Below are 18,852 nucleotides of genomic sequence, written 5' to 3'. Positions count from 1 at the left end.
CGTCGCTGCATCACTGAAGGAGCAATGGTGTCCACGATCACCCCTCTCACGCCCGCCCTCACGACCGAGGAGCGCGAAGCGATCCTCGAGGCCGTCCGCGAATTCGCCGAGACGCAGCTCGCGCCGCACGCCCTGGAGTGGGACGCGCAGTCGCACTTCCCCCGCGAGACGCTGGGCCGGGGCGGCGAGCTCGGACTCGGCGGCATCTACGTCCGCGAGGACGTCGGCGGCTCGGGCCTGTCGCGCTCGGACGCCGCGGCCATCTTCGAGGAGCTCGCCCAGGGCGACACCGCGATCGCCGCGTACATCTCCATCCACAACATGGTGGCGTGGATGATCGACACCTACGGCACCGAGGCGCAGCGCACCGGGTGGCTGCCGCTCCTCACGTCCATGTCGGGCTTCGGCAGCTACTGCCTCACCGAGCCGGGTGCGGGATCGGATGCCGCGGCCATCACGACGAGCGCGATCCGCGACGGCGACGAGTTCGTGCTGACCGGCGTCAAGCAGTTCATCTCGGGCGGGGGCGAGGCATCCGTCTACATCGTCATGGCACGCACCGGCGAGCCGGGTGCCCGCGGGATCACGGCGTTCCTCGTGCCCGCCGGCACCGCCGGCCTGTCGTTCGGCGCGATCGAGCACAAGATGGGGTGGAACGCGCAGCCCACGCGGCAGGTGATCCTCGACGAGGTGCGCGTGCCCGCGGCGAATGTCCTCGGCGGCGAGGGCCAGGGGTTCAAGATCGCGATGTCGGCCCTGGACGGCGGCCGCATCAACATCGCGGCGTGCTCGCTCGGCGGCGCGCAGTGGGCCCTCGACCGCGCCGTCGCCTACGTGCAGGAGCGGTTCACGTTCGGCGAGCCGCTGGCCGAGAAGCAGGCCGTGGTCTTCGCGCTCGCCGACATGGCCACCGAGCTCCGTGCCGCACGGGCCCTCGTGCGCGACGCGGCGGCGGCGCTGGACGCGAAGGCACCCGACGCGTCGATGCAGTGCGCGATGGCCAAGCGATTCGCCACCGACGCCGGCTTCACCGTCGCGAACCAGGCCCTGCAGCTGCACGGCGGGTACGGATACCTTCACGACTACGGCATCGAGAAGGTGGTGCGCGACCTGCGCGTGCACCAGATCCTCGAGGGCACGAACGAGATCATGCGCGTGATCATCGGCCGCCAGCTGCTCGCGCACTGACGCCCCCTCGATCCCACGCACCGACGAAGAGGTCCGACATGAAGATCGCATTCCTGGGGCTCGGCCACATGGGCCTGCCCATGGCGAAGAACCTCGCCGCGACCGGTCACGAGGTGGTCGGCTTCGACGTCGCCCCTGCCGCGGTCGCCGCGGCGGGTGAGGCCGGACTCGCGACGGCCGATTCGGGGACGGATGCCGCCACCGGCGCCGACGTCGTCATCACGATGTTCCAGACCGGCGCGCAGGTGCTCGACGCCTACCGGGGCGCGGGCGGCGGGCCGGGACTGCTGGAGGTCGCGGCATCCGGCGCGCTCTTCATCGACTGCTCGACGATCGCCGTCGACGAGGCCCGCGCCGCGCACGCGCTCGCCGAGGAGGCCGGGCGCCGGTCGCTGGACGCGCCGGTGTCGGGCGGCGTCGTGGGCGCCGAGAACGCCACGCTCGCCTTCATGGTGGGCGGCACCGATGAGGACTTCGAGGCCGCGCGGCCGCTGCTGGAGGCGATGGGGCGGCGGGTCGTGCACTGCGGCGGCGCGGGCCTCGGGCAGGCGGCCAAGGTGTGCAACAACATGATCCTCGCGGTGTCGCAGATCGCGGTCGCCGAGGCGTTCGTGCTGGGGGAGCGGCTCGGGCTCTCGCACCAGGCGCTGTTCGACGTCGCGTCCAACGCGTCGGGGCAGTGCTGGGCGCTGACCACGAACTGCCCGGTGCCCGGCCCTGTGCCCACGAGCCCTGCCAACCGCGACTACCAGCCGGGGTTCGCCGGGGCGCTGATGAACAAGGACCTCGGCCTCGCCGAGCATGCCATCGCCGCCACCGGCGTGGACGCGCGCATGGGCATGCTCGCCCGCGAGATCTACCAGGCCTTCGCCGCCGGCGACGGCGCAGGGCAGGACTTCTCCGGCATCATCAACACCATCCGCGCCGAGTCCGCCTGACGGCCGGGCCGCCTCCGCCCCGATCGCCACGCGCCGGACTCTGGTGGAATGTTCACGACCCTCGACGAAAGCGGAGCGATGACCGAATACGAGACGATCCTGGTCGAGACGCGCGGACGCGTCGGTTGGATCACCCTCAACAGGCCGGACGCGCTCAACGCGCTCAACACGCAGGTCTGCCGCGACGTCGTCGCCGCGGCAGCCGCCTTCGACGCCGACGAGCACATCGGGGCGATCGTCGTCACGGGCTCGGAGCGCGCCTTCGCGGCGGGGGCGGACATCAAGGAGATGGAGTCGAAGTCCGGGCTGGAGATGGTCATGACCGACCACTTCGGCGGATGGGCCGACTTCGCGAAGGTGCGCACCCCGGTGATCGCCGCCGTCTCGGGCTACGCGCTCGGCGGCGGGTGCGAGCTGGCCATGATGTGCGACATCATCCTCGCCGCCGACACGGCGAAGTTCGGCCAGCCCGAGATCAACCTCGGCGTGATCCCCGGCATGGGCGGCTCGCAGCGGCTCGTGCGGGCGGTCGGGTACTACAAGGCCGCCGAGCTCATCCTCACGGGCCGGATGATGGATGCCGCCGAGGCCGAGCGCTCGGGACTCGTCTCACGCGTCGTCCCGGCGGCCGAACTGCGGGACGAGGCGCAGAAGACCGCGGAGTCGATCGCCGCGAAGAGCCTGCCGTCGCTGTACGCCGCGAAAGCCGTGCTCGACGCCGCGCTGGAGTCGTCCCTCGCCGAGGGCCTGCGCCTCGAGCGCCACGTGTTCGCCGGCCTCTTCGACACCGCCGACCAGAAGGAGGGCATGGCCGCCTTCCGCGAGAAGCGTGCCCCCGACTTCCACGGCCGCTGAGCCGAGCGGCGGTGCGGCGGGGGCCCGACGGCGACTAGAGGGGCTCCGGCTGCGGCCGCGGGTCGGTGAAGTCGCCGGCGTCCTTGCGGAAGCGCGCGATGATGCGCACCAGCTCGGTCGTGTCGTCGTCGGAGAGGCCCGGGCTCTCGAACACCTCGGTGTTCAGGGCCGTGGTCGCGCGCTCGACGAGCTCGCGCCCGGAGTCCGTGAGCACCAGCATCGCCGCCCTGCCGTCGTCGGGATGCGGCTCGCGCGACACCAGGCCGTCGCGTGCGAGCCGGTCGACCGTGTTCGTCACGCTCGTCGGGTGCACCTGCAGGCGCGCGATCGCGCTGGCCATCGGCATCCGTCCCTCCCGCGTGAAGCCGAGCAGTCGCAGCATCTCGTACCGTGCGAACGACAGGCCGAACGGCTTCAGCGTGGCGTCGATGCGCGCGAACAGCAGCTGCTGAGCCCGGATGATCGACGTGACGGCGGTCATGCCCGCGGCCGCCGGCTCCCAGCCGTGGGCGATCCACTGACGCTTGGCCTCGGCGATCGGATCGACCGGAAGGCGCTTGGGTGCTGCCATGACGACCTCCTGGATCCACCGTACCGGGCGGCGTCCGGACGGGCGTGCGCGCCGGCCGGGCGACGGCGTCTATGTATACACACAGCGGTCGTCCGCCCGGTCCGACCGGGCGCCCGTCCCTGGATTGGGTACATTCCAGGCCGCGCCATAGACTCGTGCCCAGCGTGAGGAGATCGTCATGAAGATCGTCGTCCTGGTCAAGGAAGTCCCGGATACGTACGGGGATCGGAAGCTGTCGCTGGAGACGGGGCTGGCTGATCGGGAGGCATCCGATCGGGTGCTGGACGAGATCGGCGAGCGGGCACTCGAGGTGGCGCTGTCGTACGCCGACAAGACGCCCGGGACCGAGGTCGTGGTGGTGTCGATGGCGTCGCAGGCGGCGTCGGCGACGGTGCGCAAGGGTCTGGCGATGGGGGCGGCGTCGGCGGTGCAGGTGATCGACGACGCACTGCTCGGTGCCGACATGGGGCTCACGGCGGAGGTGCTGGCGGCGGTGCTGCAGCGCACCGGGTTCGACCTGGTGATCGCGGGCAACCAGTCCACGGACGGCTCGGGCGGGGTGGTGCCGTCGATGATCGCGGAGATCCTCGACGTGCCCAGCGCCACGTACCTGAACTCGGTGGAGATCGGTGCGGACGCGGTGTCGGGCACGCGGGCCTCCGACGGTGCGACGAAGCAGGTGGTGGCACCGCTCCCGGCGGTGATCTCGATCACCGAGGCGCTTCCGGACGCGCGGTTCCCGAACTTCAAGGGCATCATGGCGGCCAAGAAGAAGCCGTTCGAGACTCTGTCGCTGGCCGAGCTGGAGATCGACGCGCACGACCCCGACGCGTCTCGCTCGATCGTGATCGCGCTGAGCGAGAAGCCGCCGCGCGAGGCGGGCGTGAAGATCGTCGACGAGGGCGACGCGGGCGAGAAGCTCGCGGAGTTCCTCATCCAGAACCGGCTGGCGTGAGGTGCGTGTGATGACGTTTGCAGATGACTCCATCGTGGTCCTCCTGGACACCACCCCGTCGGGCGGGCTGGCCAAGTCCGCCGCGGAGGTGCTGGGGGCTGCCGCCTCGGTGGGCACGCCGGTCGCGGTGGTGGTGGGCGATGCGGCGCTGGCGGCGGATGCCGCGGCTCTCGGCGCGGCGCACGTGCTGGTCGCCCCTCCCGGTGAGGGGCTGACGGTTCCGGTCGTGGACGCATTGACGGCGGCGGCGGATCTGGTCCGCCCGGACGCGGTCCTGGTGTCGCACTCGATCGAGGGCCGCGATGTCGCGGGTCGGTACGCGGCCCGCACCCGGTCGGGTATCGCGGTGGACGCGGTCGGTGTCTCGCGGGACGCGGAGGGCGTGGTCGCCCACCACTCCGTGTACGGCGGTGCGTACAACGTGGAATCCGCGGTGACGTGGGGTGCGCCGGTGATCACGATCCGGCAGGGATCGGTGGATGCCCGCGCCGACGCGGTCGACGGTGTTGAGGCGGAGCCGCTCGAGGTGCGTGCCTCCGGCCGGAAGGCGGCGACGGTCACGTCGGTCGATCAGGCGGTGGTGTCGTCGTCGCGTCCGGAGCTGCGCGGCGCGGTGAAGGTCGTCTCCGGCGGGCGCGGTCTCGGATCGGGGGAGAAGTTCGCCCTGGTCGAGCAGCTCGCCGACACGCTGGGCGCGGCGGTGGGCGCGTCGCGCGCCGCGGTGGACGCCGGGTATGTGCCGCAGACGTATCAGGTCGGGCAGACCGGGGTGTCGGTGTCGCCGCAGCTGTATGTCGCGCTCGGGATCTCCGGCGCGATCCAGCACAAGGCGGGGATGCAGACGGCGAAGACGATCGTCGCGATCAACAAGGACGCGGATGCCCCGATCTTCGAGATCGCCGATTTCGGGGTGGTCGGCGACGTGTTCCAGGTCGTGCCGCAGCTGATCTCCGCGCTCGAGGCGAAGAAGGCGTAACCCGGGATGGCCACGTACGGTTCTGCGGTGCGGCGCGGGCTGCCCAGGGTGCCCGGCGGCGAGCCGTGGCCGCCCGCCGGCGACGCTCCGGTCCCCAACGGGGACGGCGGGGGCGAGGTCGTCCCGTCGCTCAGCGTCCAGACTGGTTCGGTCGCCGCGGCATCGTCGGCGGCCGTGACCCAGTCCGCTCCCGCCCCGGCCGCCGAGCCTGCCGCGAGCCCCTCGGCCGGCCCGGAGACCGGTGGGACGAGCGCCGTGGCCGGTGCGGCGAGCTCCGTGGTCGGTGGCGGGGAACGCGCGATCCGCCGCGGTCTGCCGCGCGTCCCGGGCGGCGAGCCCTGGCCGCCGGCATCCGTCGTCGCCGCTGCGGCGGCTCCCGCCGCTCCCGTCGCCGCCGCTCCTGCGGCCGCCCCGGCGGCCGCGACCCCCGTCGACGAAGCACCCGAAGCGCGCGACGTCGCCGCCTCCGCTGCGGCGGTGGCGCAGCCACCGGCGGTGGGCTCCGACGGGGCGAAGCCGCTGCGTCGCGGACTGCCGCGTGTGGCCGGCGGCGAGCCGTGGCCGCCGGCAGGTCTCGCGCCCGCCGCCCGGGTCGCGACCGCCGGAGCAGCTGACGCCGAGGACGCGGTGGCGGCGCCGGTCGAGGCATCCGTCGACACGCCGAAGCCCGTCGAAACGCCGGCGCTGCCTGAGACCCCGGTGGCGGCATCCGTCGTCCCGGCTGTCCCCGCCGCGGCGGTGACGCCCAGCGGGGTGCCGCTGTCGCAGCCGCTGCCGTTCACGAGGACGGTGTGGGAGGGCGCGGCCGCGCGCACCCGCCCGGCGCCCCGGGTCGAGCCGCAGCGGATCGGCCCCTTCACGAAACTGCAGTGGGCGGGGGCGGTGGTCGTCGGCGGTGCCGGGCTGCTGTTCGCGGCGGCGCTGGCGGTCGCGCTGGTGCGGTTCCTGCTGTCGACGCCGTGGGGGATGGACTTCCTCGCGGCGTACCCGGGCGAGTACCACCTGCCCGAGGGCGCGCCGGTCGGGTTCCCGGCGTGGCTGGGGTGGCAGCACTTCTTCAACGTGTTCCTGATGGTGCTGATCATCCGCACCGGCCTGCAGGTGCGCACCGAGAAGCGGCCGAGCGTGTTCTGGTCGCCGCGCAGCAACAACCGCCGCAAGATCAGCCTGAACCTGTGGTTCCACCAGTCACTGGACATCCTGTGGCTGGTCAACGGCGTGATCTTCGTGGTGCTGCTGTTCGTCACCGGGCAGTGGATGCGGATCGTGCCGACGTCGTGGGAGGTGTTCCCCAACGCGGTCTCGGCGGGCCTGCAGTACGTGTCGCTGGACTGGCCCACCGAGAACGGCTGGGTGAACTACAACGCGCTGCAGCAGCTGGCGTACTTCGTCACGGTGTTCCTGGCCGCGCCGCTGGCCGCGATCACCGGGGTGCGGATGTCGGGGGTGTGGCCGAAGAACGCGACGGGGCTCAACAAGGCGTACCCGGTGGAGTGGGCCCGCGCGGTGCACTTCCCGGTGATGCTGTACTTCGTGGCGTTCATCGCGGTGCACGTGTTCCTGGTGTTCGCGACCGGGGCGCTGCGCAACCTGAACCACATGTACGCCGCGCAGGGCTCGACCGACCCGAACGCGTACGCCGACAACTGGACCGGGTTCTGGTTCTTCGCCGCCTCGCTCGTCGTCATCGCCGCCGCCTGGATCGCCGCCCGCCCGCTCGTGCTCGCCCCCATCGCCCGCCTCTTCGGCAAGGTGAGCGGCCGCTGACGCACGGCTGACGGTCGGGCGCTCGCGCGCCCGCAGCGGCCCAGGACCGTGCGCCGGTCGCAGCCTGGTCAGGGCTCGACGACGAGGCCGGCGAGATCGGCCAGTGCGGGCGCCATGAGCTGCAGCTGTTCGGGCGAGATCGTGGCACCGCGCAGTCCCGCCATGCCGATGACCTGGCCGAGGTCGGCTCCTCGCAGATCGACGTCCCTAGCCCGCGATCCCGACACGCCACGTCCCGATGGCGGGGGCCGTTCCCATCCTGGGTCACCAGCCCGCCCGAGGGCGGCCCGGCCTGGGGGATAACCCGAACCGAGGTCTCCAGCTTCCTCTGGCGCGCCGCGCGCCCCGCGCGCCTACCGTAAGGGGCATGACCTCCTCGGACACTTCCCACTCCCGCCCGGTGACGCGGCCGGCCCAGGTGGCGGGCGCGATCGCGCAGCTCGCCGCACTCGGCGTCATCGGCGCCGCGGTGTTCTCGCTCCTCTTCTCGATGCTCGGCCTCGGCATCGGGCTGCTGTTCGTCCTCGGCGTCGGCCTGCTGGTGCTCTTCGCGCTCGTCTACGTGCTGTACGCCGTCGGCTGGCTCGAGACGCAGCGCGTCGACGGGCTCTACCGGTTCGGGCTCGCGGCACCCCGGCCCCGGTCGAGCGGCCGGCCCGGCTTCGGCGGCTTCCTCCGCACGGTGTGGCTGCAGGCGATCGACCTCTCCACGTGGCGCGCGATCGCGAACCTCGCGATCGCGACGATCCTCGGCTGGGTCGTGGTCGCCCTCGCGGGGCTGCTCGTGTCGGGCGTCGTGCTGGCCTTCGCGCCGCTCTTCGCGGATGCCAGTGCCGTGCGCCTCGCACGCACCGGCATCGACGTGCCGCTCTCGTGGGCGCTGCCGGTCGGCATCCTCGCGGTGCTCGTCTCCGCCGCCGGCCTCGTCGGGCTGGGCGTCCTCCACGGCGTCATCTCGCGCGCCGTCATGGTGCCCTCGCGCGAGGCCCAGCTCGCGGCCGCCGCGCGCGCCTCGAGCCTGCAGCACGCCGGTGCCGTGCGCGCCGCCGACGTGGAGCGCACGCGCATCGAACGCGACCTTCACGACGGGGTGCAGCCTCGGCTGGTGTCCGTCGGCATGACGCTCGGACTGGCGCAGCAGAAGATCGACGCCGACCCCGAGGCCGCGAAGGCGCTGATCAGCGAGGCCCACACCTCGACGAAGGCCGCCATCACCGAGCTGCGGCAGCTCGCCCGCGGCATCCACACCTCCGTCCTCGACGATCGGGGCCTCGACGCCGCACTGTCGGCGCTGGTCGCCCGGTCGGTGGTCCCCGTGCACACCGACGTGCGGCTCGACGGCCGCTGCAGTCGCGACACCGAGGCGGCGGCGTACTTCGTGATCGCCGAGGCGCTGACGAACGCCGCCAAGCACTCCCGGGCCACCGAAGTCCGTGTCGTGGTGCGGCTGCGCGAGCCGGGGGTCCTGTGGGCGCGCGTCGAGGACAACGGCGTCGGCGGCGCGCGCGTCGTCCCCGGCGGCGGTCTGGACGGCATCGTCAACCGCGTCCTCGCCGCGGGCGGCGAAGCCCGCATCGACAGCCCCGCCGGCGGCCCCACCAGCGTGGAGGTGAGCATCCCGTGCGCATCCTGATCGTCGAAGACTCCGCGCTGCTGCGCGCCGGCCTCGTGCGCGTGCTCGAGGACGCCGGCCACGAGGTGGCCGCCGCGCTCCCCGACGCCTCGCACCTCGACGAGACGGTGGACCGGACCGCCCCCGAGCTGTGCATCCTCGACGTGCGGCTTCCGCCGACCTGGACCGACGAAGGCATCCGCGCCGCGCTGTCGCTGCGTGCGCGGCTTCCCGAGCTGGCGGTCCTCGTGCTGTCGCAGTACGTGGAGGAGCGCTACGCCGCAGACCTCATCTCGTCCAGCGGCGGCGCGCTCGGCTACCTCCTCAAGGACCGCGTCGCCGACGTGACCGAGTTCCTCGAGGCGATCGACCGCATCGGGTCCGGGGCCACCGTGCTGGACCCCGAGGTCGTCGCGCAGCTGCTCAGCCGCAGGAAGCGGGATGAGCGGATGCTGCGGCTCACCGAGCGCGAGTCCTCCGTGCTCGCCCTGATCGCGGAGGGCCGCTCCAACCAGGCCATCGCCAAGACACTCCACGTCAGCGAGGGCAGCGTCGAGAAGCACATCACCGCGGTCTTCCAGAAGCTGGACCTCGAACCCGACGAATCGGGCAACCGCCGCGTCCTCGCGGCGCTCGCCCACCTCGAGCACGGCGGCACCACGCCGCCCGGCATCACACCAGGCGGCCGCGCGCCGCAGACAGGAACGAACCGATGAGCACCACCATGACCCCGCCTCCTCCGCCCTCCTCCGCCGTCCCGGATCGGCCCGCCGATGCGCCGCCGCCCTCCAGCGGGTCGCGCGTCGTCGCGATCGTGCTGATCGTGTTCGGGGGTCTGGTGCTCCTCGGCGCGATGATCTCGGCGGCCGTGGGCACGATCGCCTCGGCGTCCGTGTCCACCTCGACCCGCACGGTCGACGTCGCGGATGTCGACCAGCTCGACGTGGACGCCGCCGCCGGCACGCTCCAGGTGGAGTTCACCGACGTCGCCGAGGCCGAGCTCGAGGTCACGAGCTCGTGGGGCGCCGACGTGTGGCGGTTCGAGCGTCAGGGCGACACCCTCGAGGTCGCGTCCCCCGACCGGTTCGGCTGGTTCGGCTGGGGCGGGTGGTTCGGCGACCAGCGGACGGATGCCGTGCTGCGCCTGCCTGTCGCACTCGAGGGCCTCGACGCCGACGTCTCGCTGTCGGCCGGTGAGTTCGTCACCGACGGCGAGTTCGGTGCGCTGGACATCTCACTGGCAGCCGGATCGTTCGACGTGACGGGCTCGGCCGAGACGCTCACGGCGGACATGAGTGCCGGCCGGGGCAACCTCGAGCTCGAGGACGTCGGCACGGCCGTGCTGACGGTGAGCGCCGGCTCCATGGAGGCCCGGCTGACCGGCAGCCGCCCCGACTCGATCGACATGGACGTGAGCGCCGGATCGCTGCGGCTCACCGTCCCCGAGGGCGACTACGACGTGACCTCCGACGTGTCCGCCGGCGGGTTCGACAACGACCTCGGCTCGACGCCGGGTGCCGCCAGCACGATCACCGTCCAGGTCTCGGCGGGCGAGGTCGTGCTCCGATCCGAGGGCTGAGCCCCGACCGCCCGACCCGCTGCCGCCTTCGGGCGACGGCGGGTCGGGCGCGTCCGCGGACGCCTGCGCCGCGGGCTACGCGGGGTGAGGGGCGACGGATGCCGCGCCGGCGGCGAAGCCCTCCGCATAGGCCTCGTCGGCGCCGAGGCGGAACATGTCGCGCTCGAGCGGGCGCACGATGGAACGGGCGCCGGGAAGGTCCAGCGGCCCGACGAGGTCGCCGCGACCGCGCACCACGGCGACGGGCAGGCGTGCGGCCTTGCCCTTGACGAGATCGGCGGCGGCGGCCAGCTCGTCGCCGACGCACGGCATGGTGACGACGAGCGGCCGGCCCTCGGCATCCGTCCCTCCGCGCAGGTCCTCGAAGACCAGCACGCCGCCGGCGCCGATCGCGTGATCGGTCTGGCCCTCGCGCCAGGCGCGGCCGAGCGTGTCGGAGACGATGACGCCCACCTCGACGCCCAGCCGCTCCCGCAGACCGCCGGCGATGGCGCGTGCCGACGCGTCGGGGTCGACGGGCAGCAGCAGGACGGTGCCCTCGGGAGTGTTCGACGCGTCGACGCCGGCTGCGGCCGACACCATGCCCAGGCGGTTCTCGACGATGCGGGTGGTGGCGCCGGTCGGGGAGGTGCGGGATGCCACGACCCGCACCGTCTCGGCGGTGATGGCGTCTTCTCGGTCGTCGGCGACGACGAAGCGCCCCTCGGCCTTCGAGACGATCTTCGAGGTCACCACGAGGATGTCGCCGTCGGCGAGCTCGCCCGTCGCCGCTGTCGCGATGACGTCGACGAGGTCGGTCCCTGCGGTGATCTCGGGGATGCCGTCCAACGGCCAGACGGTGAGGCGGGTGCGAGCGGAGGCCATGGGTCCAGTCTTCCCGATCGCCGGCAGGTCATCGCCCGCGCCGGCTCCGGGCTCGTGGTGCCGCGCCGCGTCACGACGACGTCACGCGCGTTCCGCGAACGACAGAGGGCGTGCCCGGCGGACCGGACACGCCCTCCGTCGAGCGCGGGCCGCGCGGGATCAGCGCACGAAGCGCACCTCGGTCAGCGTCTCGCCGAGGAAGGGCTCGGTGTGCGTCGCACCGTCGAGCGTGAAGCCGTTGCGCGTGTAGAACCGGTGCGCGCGGGGGTTGTCGTCGGCGACCCACAGGTACAGGCCCTCGGCGGGCTCGACGACCGAGTCGAAGAGCCGCTGGCCGATGCCGGTGCCGTGGTAGGCGTCGAGCAGGTAGATGAAGTAGAGCTCGCGGAAGCGCGGGGCGTCCTTGTCGCGGGCGGGGCCGGACCCCGCGAATCCGACGATCTCGCCGTTGACGAGCGCGGCGAACATCTTGAACTCCGGGCCCTGGACGGCCCAGTGGGTCCAGAGCTCGGCGAGGCGCTTGGGGGAGACCGCCTCGAGGGCGGCCTTGCTGATGAGGTGGTCGTACGTCTCGTGCCAGCACGTCGCGTGGACGCGGCCGAGGGCCTCCGCGTCGACGTCGCGCACCGGACGGACGACGATGTCGGTCTGGGTTTCGGCTTCCATGGGCCAGACTCTACGCGGCCCCGGGCGAGACCTGAAATCCGCCGGATCGCGCGCGCACGCGACGTACCGCTTCGGCCCGCCGGCGTCCGGGCGACTGCGGATTCCGACAACCGAATCGGCGGATCGGTTCCGGATCGCTACCATCGCTCGTCGTGAACGTGTTGTGGCGGACCCTGATCGTGATGCTGACCGCGCGCCGGCGCCTGCGCCGCTCCGGGCGGATCGGGCCGACCGAGATCGGGCGGGTGCGGGTCACCACGTTGCCGACCGACATCGATCTGCTGCGCCACATGAACAACGGGCGCTACCTGTCGCTGTTCGACCTCGGCCGCTGGGATCTGCTCGTGCGGACCGGCCTGTGGGACGTCATGAAGCGCTACGGGTGGTACGCCGTCGTGTCCAGCGAGACGGTGACGTTCCGCAAGTCGCTCAACCTGTGGCAGCGGTTCGACATCGAGTCCCGCATGATCGGGCACGACGACAAGGCCGTCTACCTCGAGCATCGAGCGGTCGTCGACGGCGAGGTGTACGCCCGTGCCATCATCCGAGCACGGATGATGAAGCGCGCCGGCGGCACCCTCTCGCACGAAGAGCTCTTCGCGGCGGTCGGCCGGCCCGAGGGCATCCCCGAGGTGGATGCCTGGGTGCACGAGTGGGCCGCGGCATCCGCTCTTCCCCCCACTCGTGCGGAGGCGCCCAGCGTCTGGCGCTGAGCGACGGCGTTCGGCCGGCGATCAGCGGAGGATGACCGCCGTGACCAGCGAGATGGCCGCGAGGATGCCGACGTTGACGGTCGCGAGCAGCATCGTCCAGAGCCTGCTGCTCGGGTCGGCGGTCGTCAGCGGCCGCCGGTCGACGGCGTCCAGTGCCGCATCGAGGGACCGGAATCGGCCGATCGTGCGGCGGCCGCGGGTCGCGACGTAGCCGCGATCGTCCCGCTTCACCTCGCCCACGGTGCGGCCGAAGCGGTCTGCGGCCCATGCGCCGCGCTCCGGGCTCGACCAGTGGATCGCCCAGCGCGTGTCGATGTCGTCAGCGTGCTGTGTCATGCGTAGAACGCTAGACACGCCGTGAATCAGGTGGGTGCCCTTGACGGATCGGGAGCGGTCGACTATGGAGCGCCTGTCGGCGCCTCGGGCTCGGGGACGAGGGTCAGGCCGCCGGGAGAGTTCGCGGCCTTGGTGAGTGCGTCGATCCAGGCGGGGTTGAGGCGGGGCTGGCGTCCGCCGAAGTACTCGAACGCGAGCGACACATGCGGGCTCAGCCACACCGAGGTGCGCCCCAGGCCACTGCGCATGGGGTCCGTCCACGTGAAAGGAAAGGACTCCCCGCGACGGAGCTTGGCCCAGATCACGGTCTGCAGGTGGGCCAGGACGCGGTCGTCGAAGGAAGCGGTGACCCTGGTGTCATAGGTGAGCGTGCCCATCGGATCTACAGTAGCCTTCCGAGCGGCTTTGCGGGCGTGTCGTGGAGCCCGATGGGGTGTGAGCGTGGATTATAGCGGTTTTGACGATCCGTGTCTGGTGTTGCGCCCGAAGGCGCAGATCACCGAATCTTGTGAGATGGTCAGCACGCCTCAGCTCACTCGGGATCTGCGAACGGCTCTGTCCTCCGGTGCCTTGACACTCGCCTTCCAGGGCCAATTCGATCTTCAGACGGGCGCGGCCGCGCCGTCTGAGACGTCGCCACCGGATGCAGTCGAAGCGCTCTGTCGCTGGAATCATGTGACGCTGGGAGCAGTGCCACCCGACCGGTTCATCGCGCTGGCCGAGCGCGGCGAGTTCCTCGAAGAGATCGACACACGCGTATTCGCTCTCGCGACCGAGCACGTCGCGCGGTGGCGGAAGTCCGGTCACACCGTCGGGCTGGCGGTGAACGCGTCTCCCGCTCACTTCTCCACCCGCTATGCGGGCACGGTGCTGACCAGGCTGGACGAGCTCGGACTCGATCCCGCCGGCGTGACCGTCGAGATCACCGAGGCGCCCCTGCCCCAGCTGCGCCCCGGCATGCTCTCCGCCATCGAGGCGCTGCGGGCGGAGGGCGTCGCCATCTCGGTCGACGACTTCGACGCCGGCGGCGACGTCGCAATGCTCGAGACCCTGCCGATCGACGAGGTGAAGATCGATCGATCGCTCACCCAGCGCGTCGATGCCGCGGCAGAGGACGCGATCTCCGCCGTGGTGGACAGCAGCGCGAACCACGGGTGGCGTGTCGTCGCCGAAGGGATCGAGACCCTCGACGACTTCCAGCGCTCACGCAGCCGCGGCTGCCACCGTGGCCAGGGCTACCTGTGGGGTCTGCCGCTGCCCGTCGAGCAGATGGACGTCGTGCTGGCAGGAGAAGCCTGAGCCCGCACGCGTGAGCCTCGGGCGTCGGACTCGGGGGATCATCGCGGGACTCGGCTCAGTAGCCGTCGCCCGCGACCCTCAGAGGCCGTAGTCCGCGACGTCGTCGGAGATCTCGTCCACCGGGGCGCCGGCGCTCGGGACGGTGTCGCCGACCTCGAACTGGGACCAGGTCACCGGCATGCCCGGCGAGAAGAGGATGTCGACCCCGGGTCCGCCGCGCAGGGGTGGGACGTTGACATAGCCGCCGCCCGCCTTGATCGCCTCGAGGATGCTGTTCTTGAGCTCGGTGACGGGGTCGGGGAGGAAGTAGTCGCGTCCATCGACAGTCAGCCGGTTCACGATCGCCATGGCCCCAGCGTACCCGGTGGCGTGCCGCGTAGGATCGAGGCGTGGGCACACTTCACTACGGCTCCCCGCCGGCGTCCTTCAAGATCGACGACCGGGCGCTGGCGCATGTCGAACTGGTCATCATGGCCAAGCTGCGACGCCGAGAGAACCTCTCCTTCGCCATCGTCGACGAAGAGACGTCGGTGCGTCAGGCGATGTGGATCTCGCCGGTCACCATGCTGCGCTTCGAGTACGAGGCACCCATGCCCGAGATCAACCGGCTGTGGCTTCAGGAGCTCGTCGACACCGCGAACTCGTCGGGCGGCCTGCGCATCGTGCCCGAGCCGGAGCTCCCCGCCTCACGCTGAGACGCGTCCACCGCCCCCGCGCTTCGCGCGGTACATGGCGGCGTCGGCGGCATCGAGCAGTTCGCTCGCGCCGGTACCGCGCTGGGCGGCGACGACGCCGGCCGACGCGTGCACGCGCATCTCGATGTCGCGCACGACGATCGGCTCGGTGATCGCCGCGAGCGCGCGGCCGGCGACAGCCGCCGCCTCGGCCGGACTCGCGTCGACGCACACGATCACGAACTCGTCCCCGCCCAGCCGCACGACGACGTCGGTCGTGCGGGCGACCCCGCTCAGCCGCCGGCCGATGGCCGCGAGGACGGCGTCCCCCATCTCGTGGCCGTGGGTGTCGTTGACCAGCTTGAAGTCGTCGAGGTCGAGGAAGACCACCGCGACGGACCTCTCGGAGGCGCCGAGCAGATCGTTGAGACGCTCGTCGAGGTACCGGCGGTTGTGGAGCCCGGTGAGCGCGTCGCGCACCGCCAGCTCCGCGAGCTCGGCCTGCGTCCGCGCCACCAGCGCGGCGCGGATGTCCTCGCCGAGGTCGTACGCGTCCTGGGCGTGCTCGCCCCACGGAAGGCTCCGGCCGGTCACGCTCTCCTGCCAGGCCGAGAACGACCGTCGCGGGGAGAGGGGATGCTCACGATTCTCGGGTCGCTGATCGCCGAGCCACTCCACCGTGCGGGCGACCTCGCTGCGCACGAACACCAGGCGGTCGCCGTCGCTGCCGAGCGGGACGACCAGCAGACCGGTGACACCCGGGATCTCGACGGCGAGCTCGGGGCGCTCGATCGGCAGCGCCTCCCAGAGGAATCTCCCGGGTCCCAGCTCGTCCACGACGGCGAACAGGCGCTCGGGCGCGGGGACCACGCCGACGGTGTCGATCGCGTCACCGAGGCGCAGCACCGCGCCGTCGGCGGGAACGACGTCGAGCACCGTGCGCTCTCCGCGCATGAGCACGGAGCCCGCGTCGGCGCGGCCGAACAGCGGGGCGATCAGTGCGATCCTCCGCTCCCTCGCCTCGAGCTGACGGCGGAGCCTGCGGATCTGCTCGGCGGAGGCGAGCTGTGAGGCGACCTGCGAGGCCAGCACCTCGATCGCGCGGCGCAGCAGCACCGGGATGCGGCGGGGCGTCCGGTGGGCGCAGGTGAACATGCCGACCAGCTGGTCGTCCAGGACGATCCCGAACGACACCGTGGAGGCCTGGCCCATGTTCCGCATGAACTGCAGGTGGTGAGGGGAGACGGCGCGGAGCTCGGTGGGGCCGAGGTCCAGCGGGCTGTCCTCCGGGAGGAGCGTGTGGATCGGCGTCCCCGGGTCTGCGGTGTCGGCGATCACGCGGGAGCGCTTCTCGATGTAGAGCGCGCGCGCCTGGACCGGGATGTCGGATGCCGGGAAGTGGAGGCCGAAGTAGGGCTCCATGTCGGGCTCGCGCTCGTCGGCGACGACCTGCCCGTGCGCGTCGTCGTGGAAGTGGTAGCACATCACCCGGTCGTAGCCCGTGATCGCCTTGATCTCACGCGCCGCCTGCTGGCGCAGCTCATCGGGATCGGTGATCGCCGCCAGTCGCTGGATGGCGCCGACGACCCCGGTGCGCACGTAGTCGAGCCCGGGGACCACCGGCTCGAACTCGAGGACCAGCGGCGACGTGCCGCGGTGGGCGATCACGTCGTAGACGACGCCCTCGAACTCGGCGCGCACGGGGTCGACGGCGACGCCGTGGGTGACCGACCACGACACCATGTCGCTGCCGGCCTCGCGCAGGTCGCGCCCGAGCCACTGCTCCGCGTTCTCACTCGCAGCGACGACGATCCCCGTGACCTCGTCGATCGCGAACAGCATGCCGTGGGACTGAATGGCGCCGATGGTGCGGATCGGCTCGGTCGAGCACTCCCGCAGGCGGAGCAGCTCGGCGTCGTCGCCGGGGAGATCTCCGTCGAAAGTGAGTGCGGGTACGTCGGTCAACGCAGAAACCCTTCATGCTGCATCGTGGGGGGGACAGGGGGATTGCGCTGGCGAGTTCTCTCATCCTAAGCGCGAGGTCTGTGCGGGCCAAAGGATGCCGCCGCGCCTGATACCGCAGGCGGCGCAAGGGCGCAATGGGTTTGTGCGCGGCCGCGGCGGGGCGGTTCGCTGACAGTGGTGGCGTCGGCACCCCCGCCGGCGCCGGAGGGAGAAGGAGGGGCCGTGGATACGACCACCCTCATCTGGATCATCGTCGGCATCGTGGTCGTCGTCGCGATCGTCCTCGTCGCGCTGCTGCTGTCGGCGCGCGGCCGCCGCAACCGGCGGGAGCAGGCGCAGCACGAGAAGGCCGAGAAGCTGCGCGCCGAGGCGCGCGAGTCCGAGTTGAAGGCGCGGGAGCACGAGGCGGAGGTGGCCCAGGCCCGCGCGGACGCGGCATCGGCCACGGCGGCCGCCGAGCAGGCGCGCGCCCGCGCCGCGCAGGCGTCGATCGACGCCGAGAAGCGGCAGAGCACGATCGACGAGCACGAGTCGGACGCGGCGAAGCTCCGTGCCGAGCAGGCCGAGCGGCTGCGCAAGGCGGACGACGTCGACCCGTATGTCGGCGACGACGGTCGCAGCGCCACGGCAACGGACGCCGGTGCCCGGAACGCGTCGGCGGCAGCCGGCGACTCCCGCACCGACGTCCGCACCGCCGACGCCCGCACGAGCGATCGCTCGGACGCGCCGGTCGGCGCGTCGGACGACGGCGTGCGTCGCGTGCACCGCGACGACGGGGTCGACGCGGCGGCTGCCGCGGGCGACACCGCTCCGCCGGCGGACGAGCCGCGGACGCGGCGTCCGGACGGCGCGTGACGGCACTGACCTGACAGGCACCCGGGCCTGCGTGCCCGGGCGCCTGTCATGCCCGGAGCGCCCGAAGCGTCAGCCCGCGGCATCCCGCCTGGTCGTCGGGAACGCGTCCTGCAGCGCGCTGCGGACTTCGGCGATGCCCGCCCTGCCCTGGGACGAGGTGCGCTGCGCGAGGAAGATCTCGCGCGCCGGACGCCCGGGGAGGTCGAGCACGGCGACGGGCGTCGGGTCGCCGCCCCACAGCAGGTCTGGGAGCACCCCGACCGCCTGGCCGGCGGCGATGAGCCGGGCATGGGCCGACAGGTCGGCCAGCTCGAAGCGGACGTCGGGTTCGAAGCCGGATGCGCGGCACTGCTGGACGGCCCAGAGCCGGGCGGCGGTGCCCGCCGGCTCCATCACCCACGCCCGAGCGCGCAGATCGTGGAGCGACCGCGCGGCATCCCCCGCGGGAACGGCCACGCGGATGGGATCGATGCCCAGGATCTCGCGCTCGATGCCCGCCGTGTGCGGACGCGTGTGACCCGGGTACTGCTCGGCGATCACGAGGTCGACGCTGCGCGCGGCGAGTTCGAAGAGCCCCCGCTCGGGAGGCAGCTCGACGAGCTCGACGCGAAGGTACCGGGCGCGTTCGGCGAGGAGGGCGAGGGCGACGGGCGCGACGGCCAGCGCCGCCGTCTGCATGACGGCGACGCGGACGGGGGCGAGGCCCGGGTGCAGGGACTCGAGCTCGCCGCGGGCCCGCTCGTCCTGGTCGAGGGCGCGCGCGGCGTGGGCGGCGAGGACCTGTCCGTGCTCGCTGAGGCGCACGCGGCGTCCCTCCGGGGCGAGAAGCGGCACGCCCGCCTCCTTCTCGAGCTGCGCGAGCTGCTGCGAGATCGTCGAGGGGCTATACGACAGCGCCTCCGCCACGGCGGCCAGCGTGCCCCGCAGTGCCAGCTCATGCAGCAGGCGCAGGCGTCGCAGCTCGAACATGAGCATCCCATCGAAAATCCTGAACGATACTGATCGTAGACGATCGCTTTTCACGAACGGACGGATGCCT

At 72.2% G+C, this 18,852-nt stretch carries 22 protein-coding genes; 13 read left to right on the top strand and 9 right to left on the bottom strand.

Going from position 1 to position 18,852, the window contains the following annotated elements:
• Nucleotides 1–24 precede the first annotated feature (24 nt).
• From ACWGUG_RS00820 to ACWGUG_RS00810, 3 genes are all read left to right on the top strand, one after another.
• Nucleotides 25–1,188, top strand: coding sequence for an acyl-CoA dehydrogenase family protein (locus ACWGUG_RS00820; RefSeq protein ID WP_452323525.1), 1,164 nt, complete (start codon nucleotides 25–27; stop codon nucleotides 1,186–1,188).
• 38 nt (nucleotides 1,189–1,226) lie between these two features.
• A complete protein-coding gene (gene mmsB, locus ACWGUG_RS00815; RefSeq protein WP_452323524.1) occupies nucleotides 1,227–2,126 on the top strand; it encodes a 3-hydroxyisobutyrate dehydrogenase in 900 nt (299 codons plus the stop codon).
• A 78-nt stretch (nucleotides 2,127–2,204) separates the two neighbouring features.
• The gene (locus tag ACWGUG_RS00810) at nucleotides 2,205–2,981 is read left to right on the top strand and encodes an enoyl-CoA hydratase (RefSeq protein ID WP_336394427.1); all 777 of its coding nucleotides are present in this window, start codon (nucleotides 2,205–2,207) and stop codon (nucleotides 2,979–2,981) included.
• A 34-nt stretch (nucleotides 2,982–3,015) separates the two neighbouring features.
• On the opposite strand, the gene ACWGUG_RS00805 is transcribed toward ACWGUG_RS00810, so the two are convergent.
• Nucleotides 3,016–3,552 carry a MarR family winged helix-turn-helix transcriptional regulator gene (locus tag ACWGUG_RS00805; RefSeq protein ID WP_336394428.1) on the bottom strand — a complete coding sequence of 179 codons (537 nt, stop codon included), beginning with the start codon at nucleotides 3,550–3,552 and terminating at the stop codon, nucleotides 3,016–3,018.
• A gap of 178 nt (nucleotides 3,553–3,730) precedes the next feature.
• On the opposite strand from ACWGUG_RS00805, the gene ACWGUG_RS00800 reads away from it, so the two are divergent.
• The 3 genes from ACWGUG_RS00800 to ACWGUG_RS00790 are packed head-to-tail and all read left to right on the top strand — an operon-like array spanning nucleotide 3,731 to nucleotide 7,250.
• Nucleotides 3,731–4,507 (top strand): electron transfer flavoprotein subunit beta/FixA family protein, encoded by a 777-nt coding sequence (locus ACWGUG_RS00800; protein WP_336394429.1) that lies wholly within the window; start codon nucleotides 3,731–3,733, stop codon nucleotides 4,505–4,507.
• Nucleotides 4,508–4,517: 10 nt separating this feature from the next.
• Complete coding sequence (locus ACWGUG_RS00795; RefSeq protein ID WP_336394430.1) at nucleotides 4,518–5,483, top strand: electron transfer flavoprotein subunit alpha/FixB family protein; 966 nt, start codon at nucleotides 4,518–4,520, stop codon at nucleotides 5,481–5,483.
• 6 nt (nucleotides 5,484–5,489) lie between these two features.
• Complete coding sequence (locus tag ACWGUG_RS00790; protein ID WP_452323523.1) at nucleotides 5,490–7,250, top strand: cytochrome b/b6 domain-containing protein; 1,761 nt, start codon at nucleotides 5,490–5,492, stop codon at nucleotides 7,248–7,250.
• Between the two features lie 68 nt (nucleotides 7,251–7,318).
• On the opposite strand, the gene ACWGUG_RS00785 is transcribed toward ACWGUG_RS00790, so the two are convergent.
• Nucleotides 7,319–7,477 carry a hypothetical protein gene (locus ACWGUG_RS00785; protein ID WP_452323522.1) on the bottom strand — a complete coding sequence of 53 codons (159 nt, stop codon included), beginning with the start codon at nucleotides 7,475–7,477 and terminating at the stop codon, nucleotides 7,319–7,321.
• A 140-nt stretch (nucleotides 7,478–7,617) separates the two neighbouring features.
• Here ACWGUG_RS00785 and ACWGUG_RS00780 point away from each other — a divergent pair, with 140 nt between their 5' ends.
• The 3 genes from ACWGUG_RS00780 to ACWGUG_RS00770 are packed head-to-tail and all read left to right on the top strand — an operon-like array spanning nucleotide 7,618 to nucleotide 10,441.
• Complete coding sequence (locus ACWGUG_RS00780) at nucleotides 7,618–8,883, top strand: sensor histidine kinase (protein ID WP_336394433.1); 1,266 nt, start codon at nucleotides 7,618–7,620, stop codon at nucleotides 8,881–8,883.
• Nucleotides 8,871–9,578: a response regulator transcription factor gene (locus ACWGUG_RS00775; RefSeq protein WP_336394434.1), complete on the top strand. Its 708-nt coding sequence runs from the start codon at nucleotides 8,871–8,873 to the stop codon at nucleotides 9,576–9,578. The genes ACWGUG_RS00780 and ACWGUG_RS00775 overlap by 13 nt, the downstream gene beginning before the upstream one ends.
• Entirely contained in the window at nucleotides 9,575–10,441 is an 867-nt protein-coding gene (locus ACWGUG_RS00770; protein WP_336394435.1) for a DUF4097 family beta strand repeat-containing protein, read from the top strand. Before ACWGUG_RS00775 ends, ACWGUG_RS00770 begins: the two co-directional genes overlap by 4 nt.
• A gap of 75 nt (nucleotides 10,442–10,516) precedes the next feature.
• On the opposite strand, the gene cofE is transcribed toward ACWGUG_RS00770, so the two are convergent.
• Both cofE and ACWGUG_RS00760 read right to left on the bottom strand, forming a co-directional pair.
• Nucleotides 10,517–11,305, bottom strand: coding sequence for a coenzyme F420-0:L-glutamate ligase (gene cofE / locus ACWGUG_RS00765; RefSeq protein WP_452323521.1), 789 nt, complete (start codon nucleotides 11,303–11,305; stop codon nucleotides 10,517–10,519).
• Nucleotides 11,306–11,464: 159 nt separating this feature from the next.
• Entirely contained in the window at nucleotides 11,465–11,971 is a 507-nt protein-coding gene (locus ACWGUG_RS00760) for a GNAT family N-acetyltransferase (protein ID WP_336394436.1), read from the bottom strand.
• A 152-nt stretch (nucleotides 11,972–12,123) separates the two neighbouring features.
• Between ACWGUG_RS00760 and ACWGUG_RS00755 the strand changes: the two genes are divergently transcribed.
• Nucleotides 12,124–12,684 (top strand): thioesterase family protein, encoded by a 561-nt coding sequence (locus tag ACWGUG_RS00755; RefSeq protein ID WP_378878530.1) that lies wholly within the window; start codon nucleotides 12,124–12,126, stop codon nucleotides 12,682–12,684.
• Nucleotides 12,685–12,705: 21 nt separating this feature from the next.
• On the opposite strand, the gene ACWGUG_RS00750 is transcribed toward ACWGUG_RS00755, so the two are convergent.
• Both ACWGUG_RS00750 and ACWGUG_RS00745 read right to left on the bottom strand, forming a co-directional pair.
• Entirely contained in the window at nucleotides 12,706–13,020 is a 315-nt protein-coding gene (locus ACWGUG_RS00750) for a hypothetical protein (RefSeq protein ID WP_336394438.1), read from the bottom strand.
• A gap of 62 nt (nucleotides 13,021–13,082) precedes the next feature.
• On the bottom strand, nucleotides 13,083–13,397 hold the full coding sequence (locus tag ACWGUG_RS00745; RefSeq protein WP_336394439.1) for a DUF7882 family protein: 315 nt from the start codon (nucleotides 13,395–13,397) through the stop codon (nucleotides 13,083–13,085).
• 136 nt (nucleotides 13,398–13,533) lie between these two features.
• Between ACWGUG_RS00745 and ACWGUG_RS00740 the strand changes: the two genes are divergently transcribed.
• Nucleotides 13,534–14,319 (top strand): EAL domain-containing protein, encoded by a 786-nt coding sequence (locus ACWGUG_RS00740; RefSeq protein WP_452324178.1) that lies wholly within the window; start codon nucleotides 13,534–13,536, stop codon nucleotides 14,317–14,319.
• A 78-nt stretch (nucleotides 14,320–14,397) separates the two neighbouring features.
• On the opposite strand, the gene ACWGUG_RS00735 is transcribed toward ACWGUG_RS00740, so the two are convergent.
• Nucleotides 14,398–14,667 (bottom strand): hypothetical protein, encoded by a 270-nt coding sequence (locus tag ACWGUG_RS00735; RefSeq protein ID WP_336394440.1) that lies wholly within the window; start codon nucleotides 14,665–14,667, stop codon nucleotides 14,398–14,400.
• A gap of 41 nt (nucleotides 14,668–14,708) precedes the next feature.
• Between ACWGUG_RS00735 and ACWGUG_RS00730 the strand changes: the two genes are divergently transcribed.
• Nucleotides 14,709–15,014 (top strand): DUF7882 family protein, encoded by a 306-nt coding sequence (locus ACWGUG_RS00730; RefSeq protein ID WP_336394441.1) that lies wholly within the window; start codon nucleotides 14,709–14,711, stop codon nucleotides 15,012–15,014.
• Here ACWGUG_RS00730 and ACWGUG_RS00725 read toward each other — a convergent pair.
• The gene (locus ACWGUG_RS00725) at nucleotides 15,006–16,958 is read right to left on the bottom strand and encodes a diguanylate cyclase domain-containing protein (RefSeq protein ID WP_452323520.1); all 1,953 of its coding nucleotides are present in this window, start codon (nucleotides 16,956–16,958) and stop codon (nucleotides 15,006–15,008) included. The two genes, ACWGUG_RS00730 and ACWGUG_RS00725, sit on opposite strands and share 9 nt — an antisense overlap.
• Before the next feature lie 222 nt (nucleotides 16,959–17,180).
• Here ACWGUG_RS00725 and ACWGUG_RS00720 point away from each other — a divergent pair, with 222 nt between their 5' ends.
• On the top strand, nucleotides 17,181–17,813 hold the full coding sequence (locus tag ACWGUG_RS00720) for a hypothetical protein (RefSeq protein ID WP_452323519.1): 633 nt from the start codon (nucleotides 17,181–17,183) through the stop codon (nucleotides 17,811–17,813).
• A gap of 69 nt (nucleotides 17,814–17,882) precedes the next feature.
• On the opposite strand, the gene ACWGUG_RS00715 is transcribed toward ACWGUG_RS00720, so the two are convergent.
• A complete protein-coding gene (locus ACWGUG_RS00715; protein ID WP_452324177.1) occupies nucleotides 17,883–18,782 on the bottom strand; it encodes a LysR family transcriptional regulator in 900 nt (299 codons plus the stop codon).
• Between the last annotated feature and the right edge of the window lie 70 nt (nucleotides 18,783–18,852).

The sequence above is a fragment of the Microbacterium sp. NPDC055455 genome, assembly GCF_053619935.1.
Note: the sequence above shows the minus strand (reverse complement) of the source record. Positions and strands in the feature narration are given on the sequence as shown.

What these genes read in the sequence shown, in the direction of transcription:
- ACWGUG_RS00820 (WP_452323525.1), top strand. Translation starts at nt 25, where the DNA reads ATGGTGTCCACGATCACCCCTCTCACGCCCGCCCTCACGACCGAGGAG.
- mmsB (WP_452323524.1), top strand. Translation starts at nt 1,227, where the DNA reads ATGAAGATCGCATTCCTGGGGCTCGGCCACATGGGCCTGCCCATGGCG.
- ACWGUG_RS00810 (WP_336394427.1), top strand. Translation starts at nt 2,205, where the DNA reads ATGACCGAATACGAGACGATCCTGGTCGAGACGCGCGGACGCGTCGGT.
- ACWGUG_RS00805 (WP_336394428.1), bottom strand. Translation starts at nt 3,552, where the DNA reads ATGGCAGCACCCAAGCGCCTTCCGGTCGATCCGATCGCCGAGGCCAAG.
- ACWGUG_RS00800 (WP_336394429.1), top strand. Translation starts at nt 3,731, where the DNA reads ATGAAGATCGTCGTCCTGGTCAAGGAAGTCCCGGATACGTACGGGGAT.
- ACWGUG_RS00795 (WP_336394430.1), top strand. Translation starts at nt 4,518, where the DNA reads ATGACGTTTGCAGATGACTCCATCGTGGTCCTCCTGGACACCACCCCG.
- ACWGUG_RS00790 (WP_452323523.1), top strand. Translation starts at nt 5,490, where the DNA reads ATGGCCACGTACGGTTCTGCGGTGCGGCGCGGGCTGCCCAGGGTGCCC.
- ACWGUG_RS00780 (WP_336394433.1), top strand. Translation starts at nt 7,618, where the DNA reads ATGACCTCCTCGGACACTTCCCACTCCCGCCCGGTGACGCGGCCGGCC.
- ACWGUG_RS00770 (WP_336394435.1), top strand. Translation starts at nt 9,575, where the DNA reads ATGAGCACCACCATGACCCCGCCTCCTCCGCCCTCCTCCGCCGTCCCG.
- cofE (WP_452323521.1), bottom strand. Translation starts at nt 11,305, where the DNA reads ATGGCCTCCGCTCGCACCCGCCTCACCGTCTGGCCGTTGGACGGCATC.
- ACWGUG_RS00760 (WP_336394436.1), bottom strand. Translation starts at nt 11,971, where the DNA reads ATGGAAGCCGAAACCCAGACCGACATCGTCGTCCGTCCGGTGCGCGAC.
- ACWGUG_RS00750 (WP_336394438.1), bottom strand. Translation starts at nt 13,020, where the DNA reads ATGACACAGCACGCTGACGACATCGACACGCGCTGGGCGATCCACTGG.
- ACWGUG_RS00745 (WP_336394439.1), bottom strand. Translation starts at nt 13,397, where the DNA reads ATGGGCACGCTCACCTATGACACCAGGGTCACCGCTTCCTTCGACGAC.
- ACWGUG_RS00740 (WP_452324178.1), top strand. Translation starts at nt 13,534, where the DNA reads ATGGTCAGCACGCCTCAGCTCACTCGGGATCTGCGAACGGCTCTGTCC.
- ACWGUG_RS00735 (WP_336394440.1), bottom strand. Translation starts at nt 14,667, where the DNA reads ATGGCGATCGTGAACCGGCTGACTGTCGATGGACGCGACTACTTCCTC.
- ACWGUG_RS00715 (WP_452324177.1), bottom strand. Translation starts at nt 18,782, where the DNA reads ATGTTCGAGCTGCGACGCCTGCGCCTGCTGCATGAGCTGGCACTGCGG.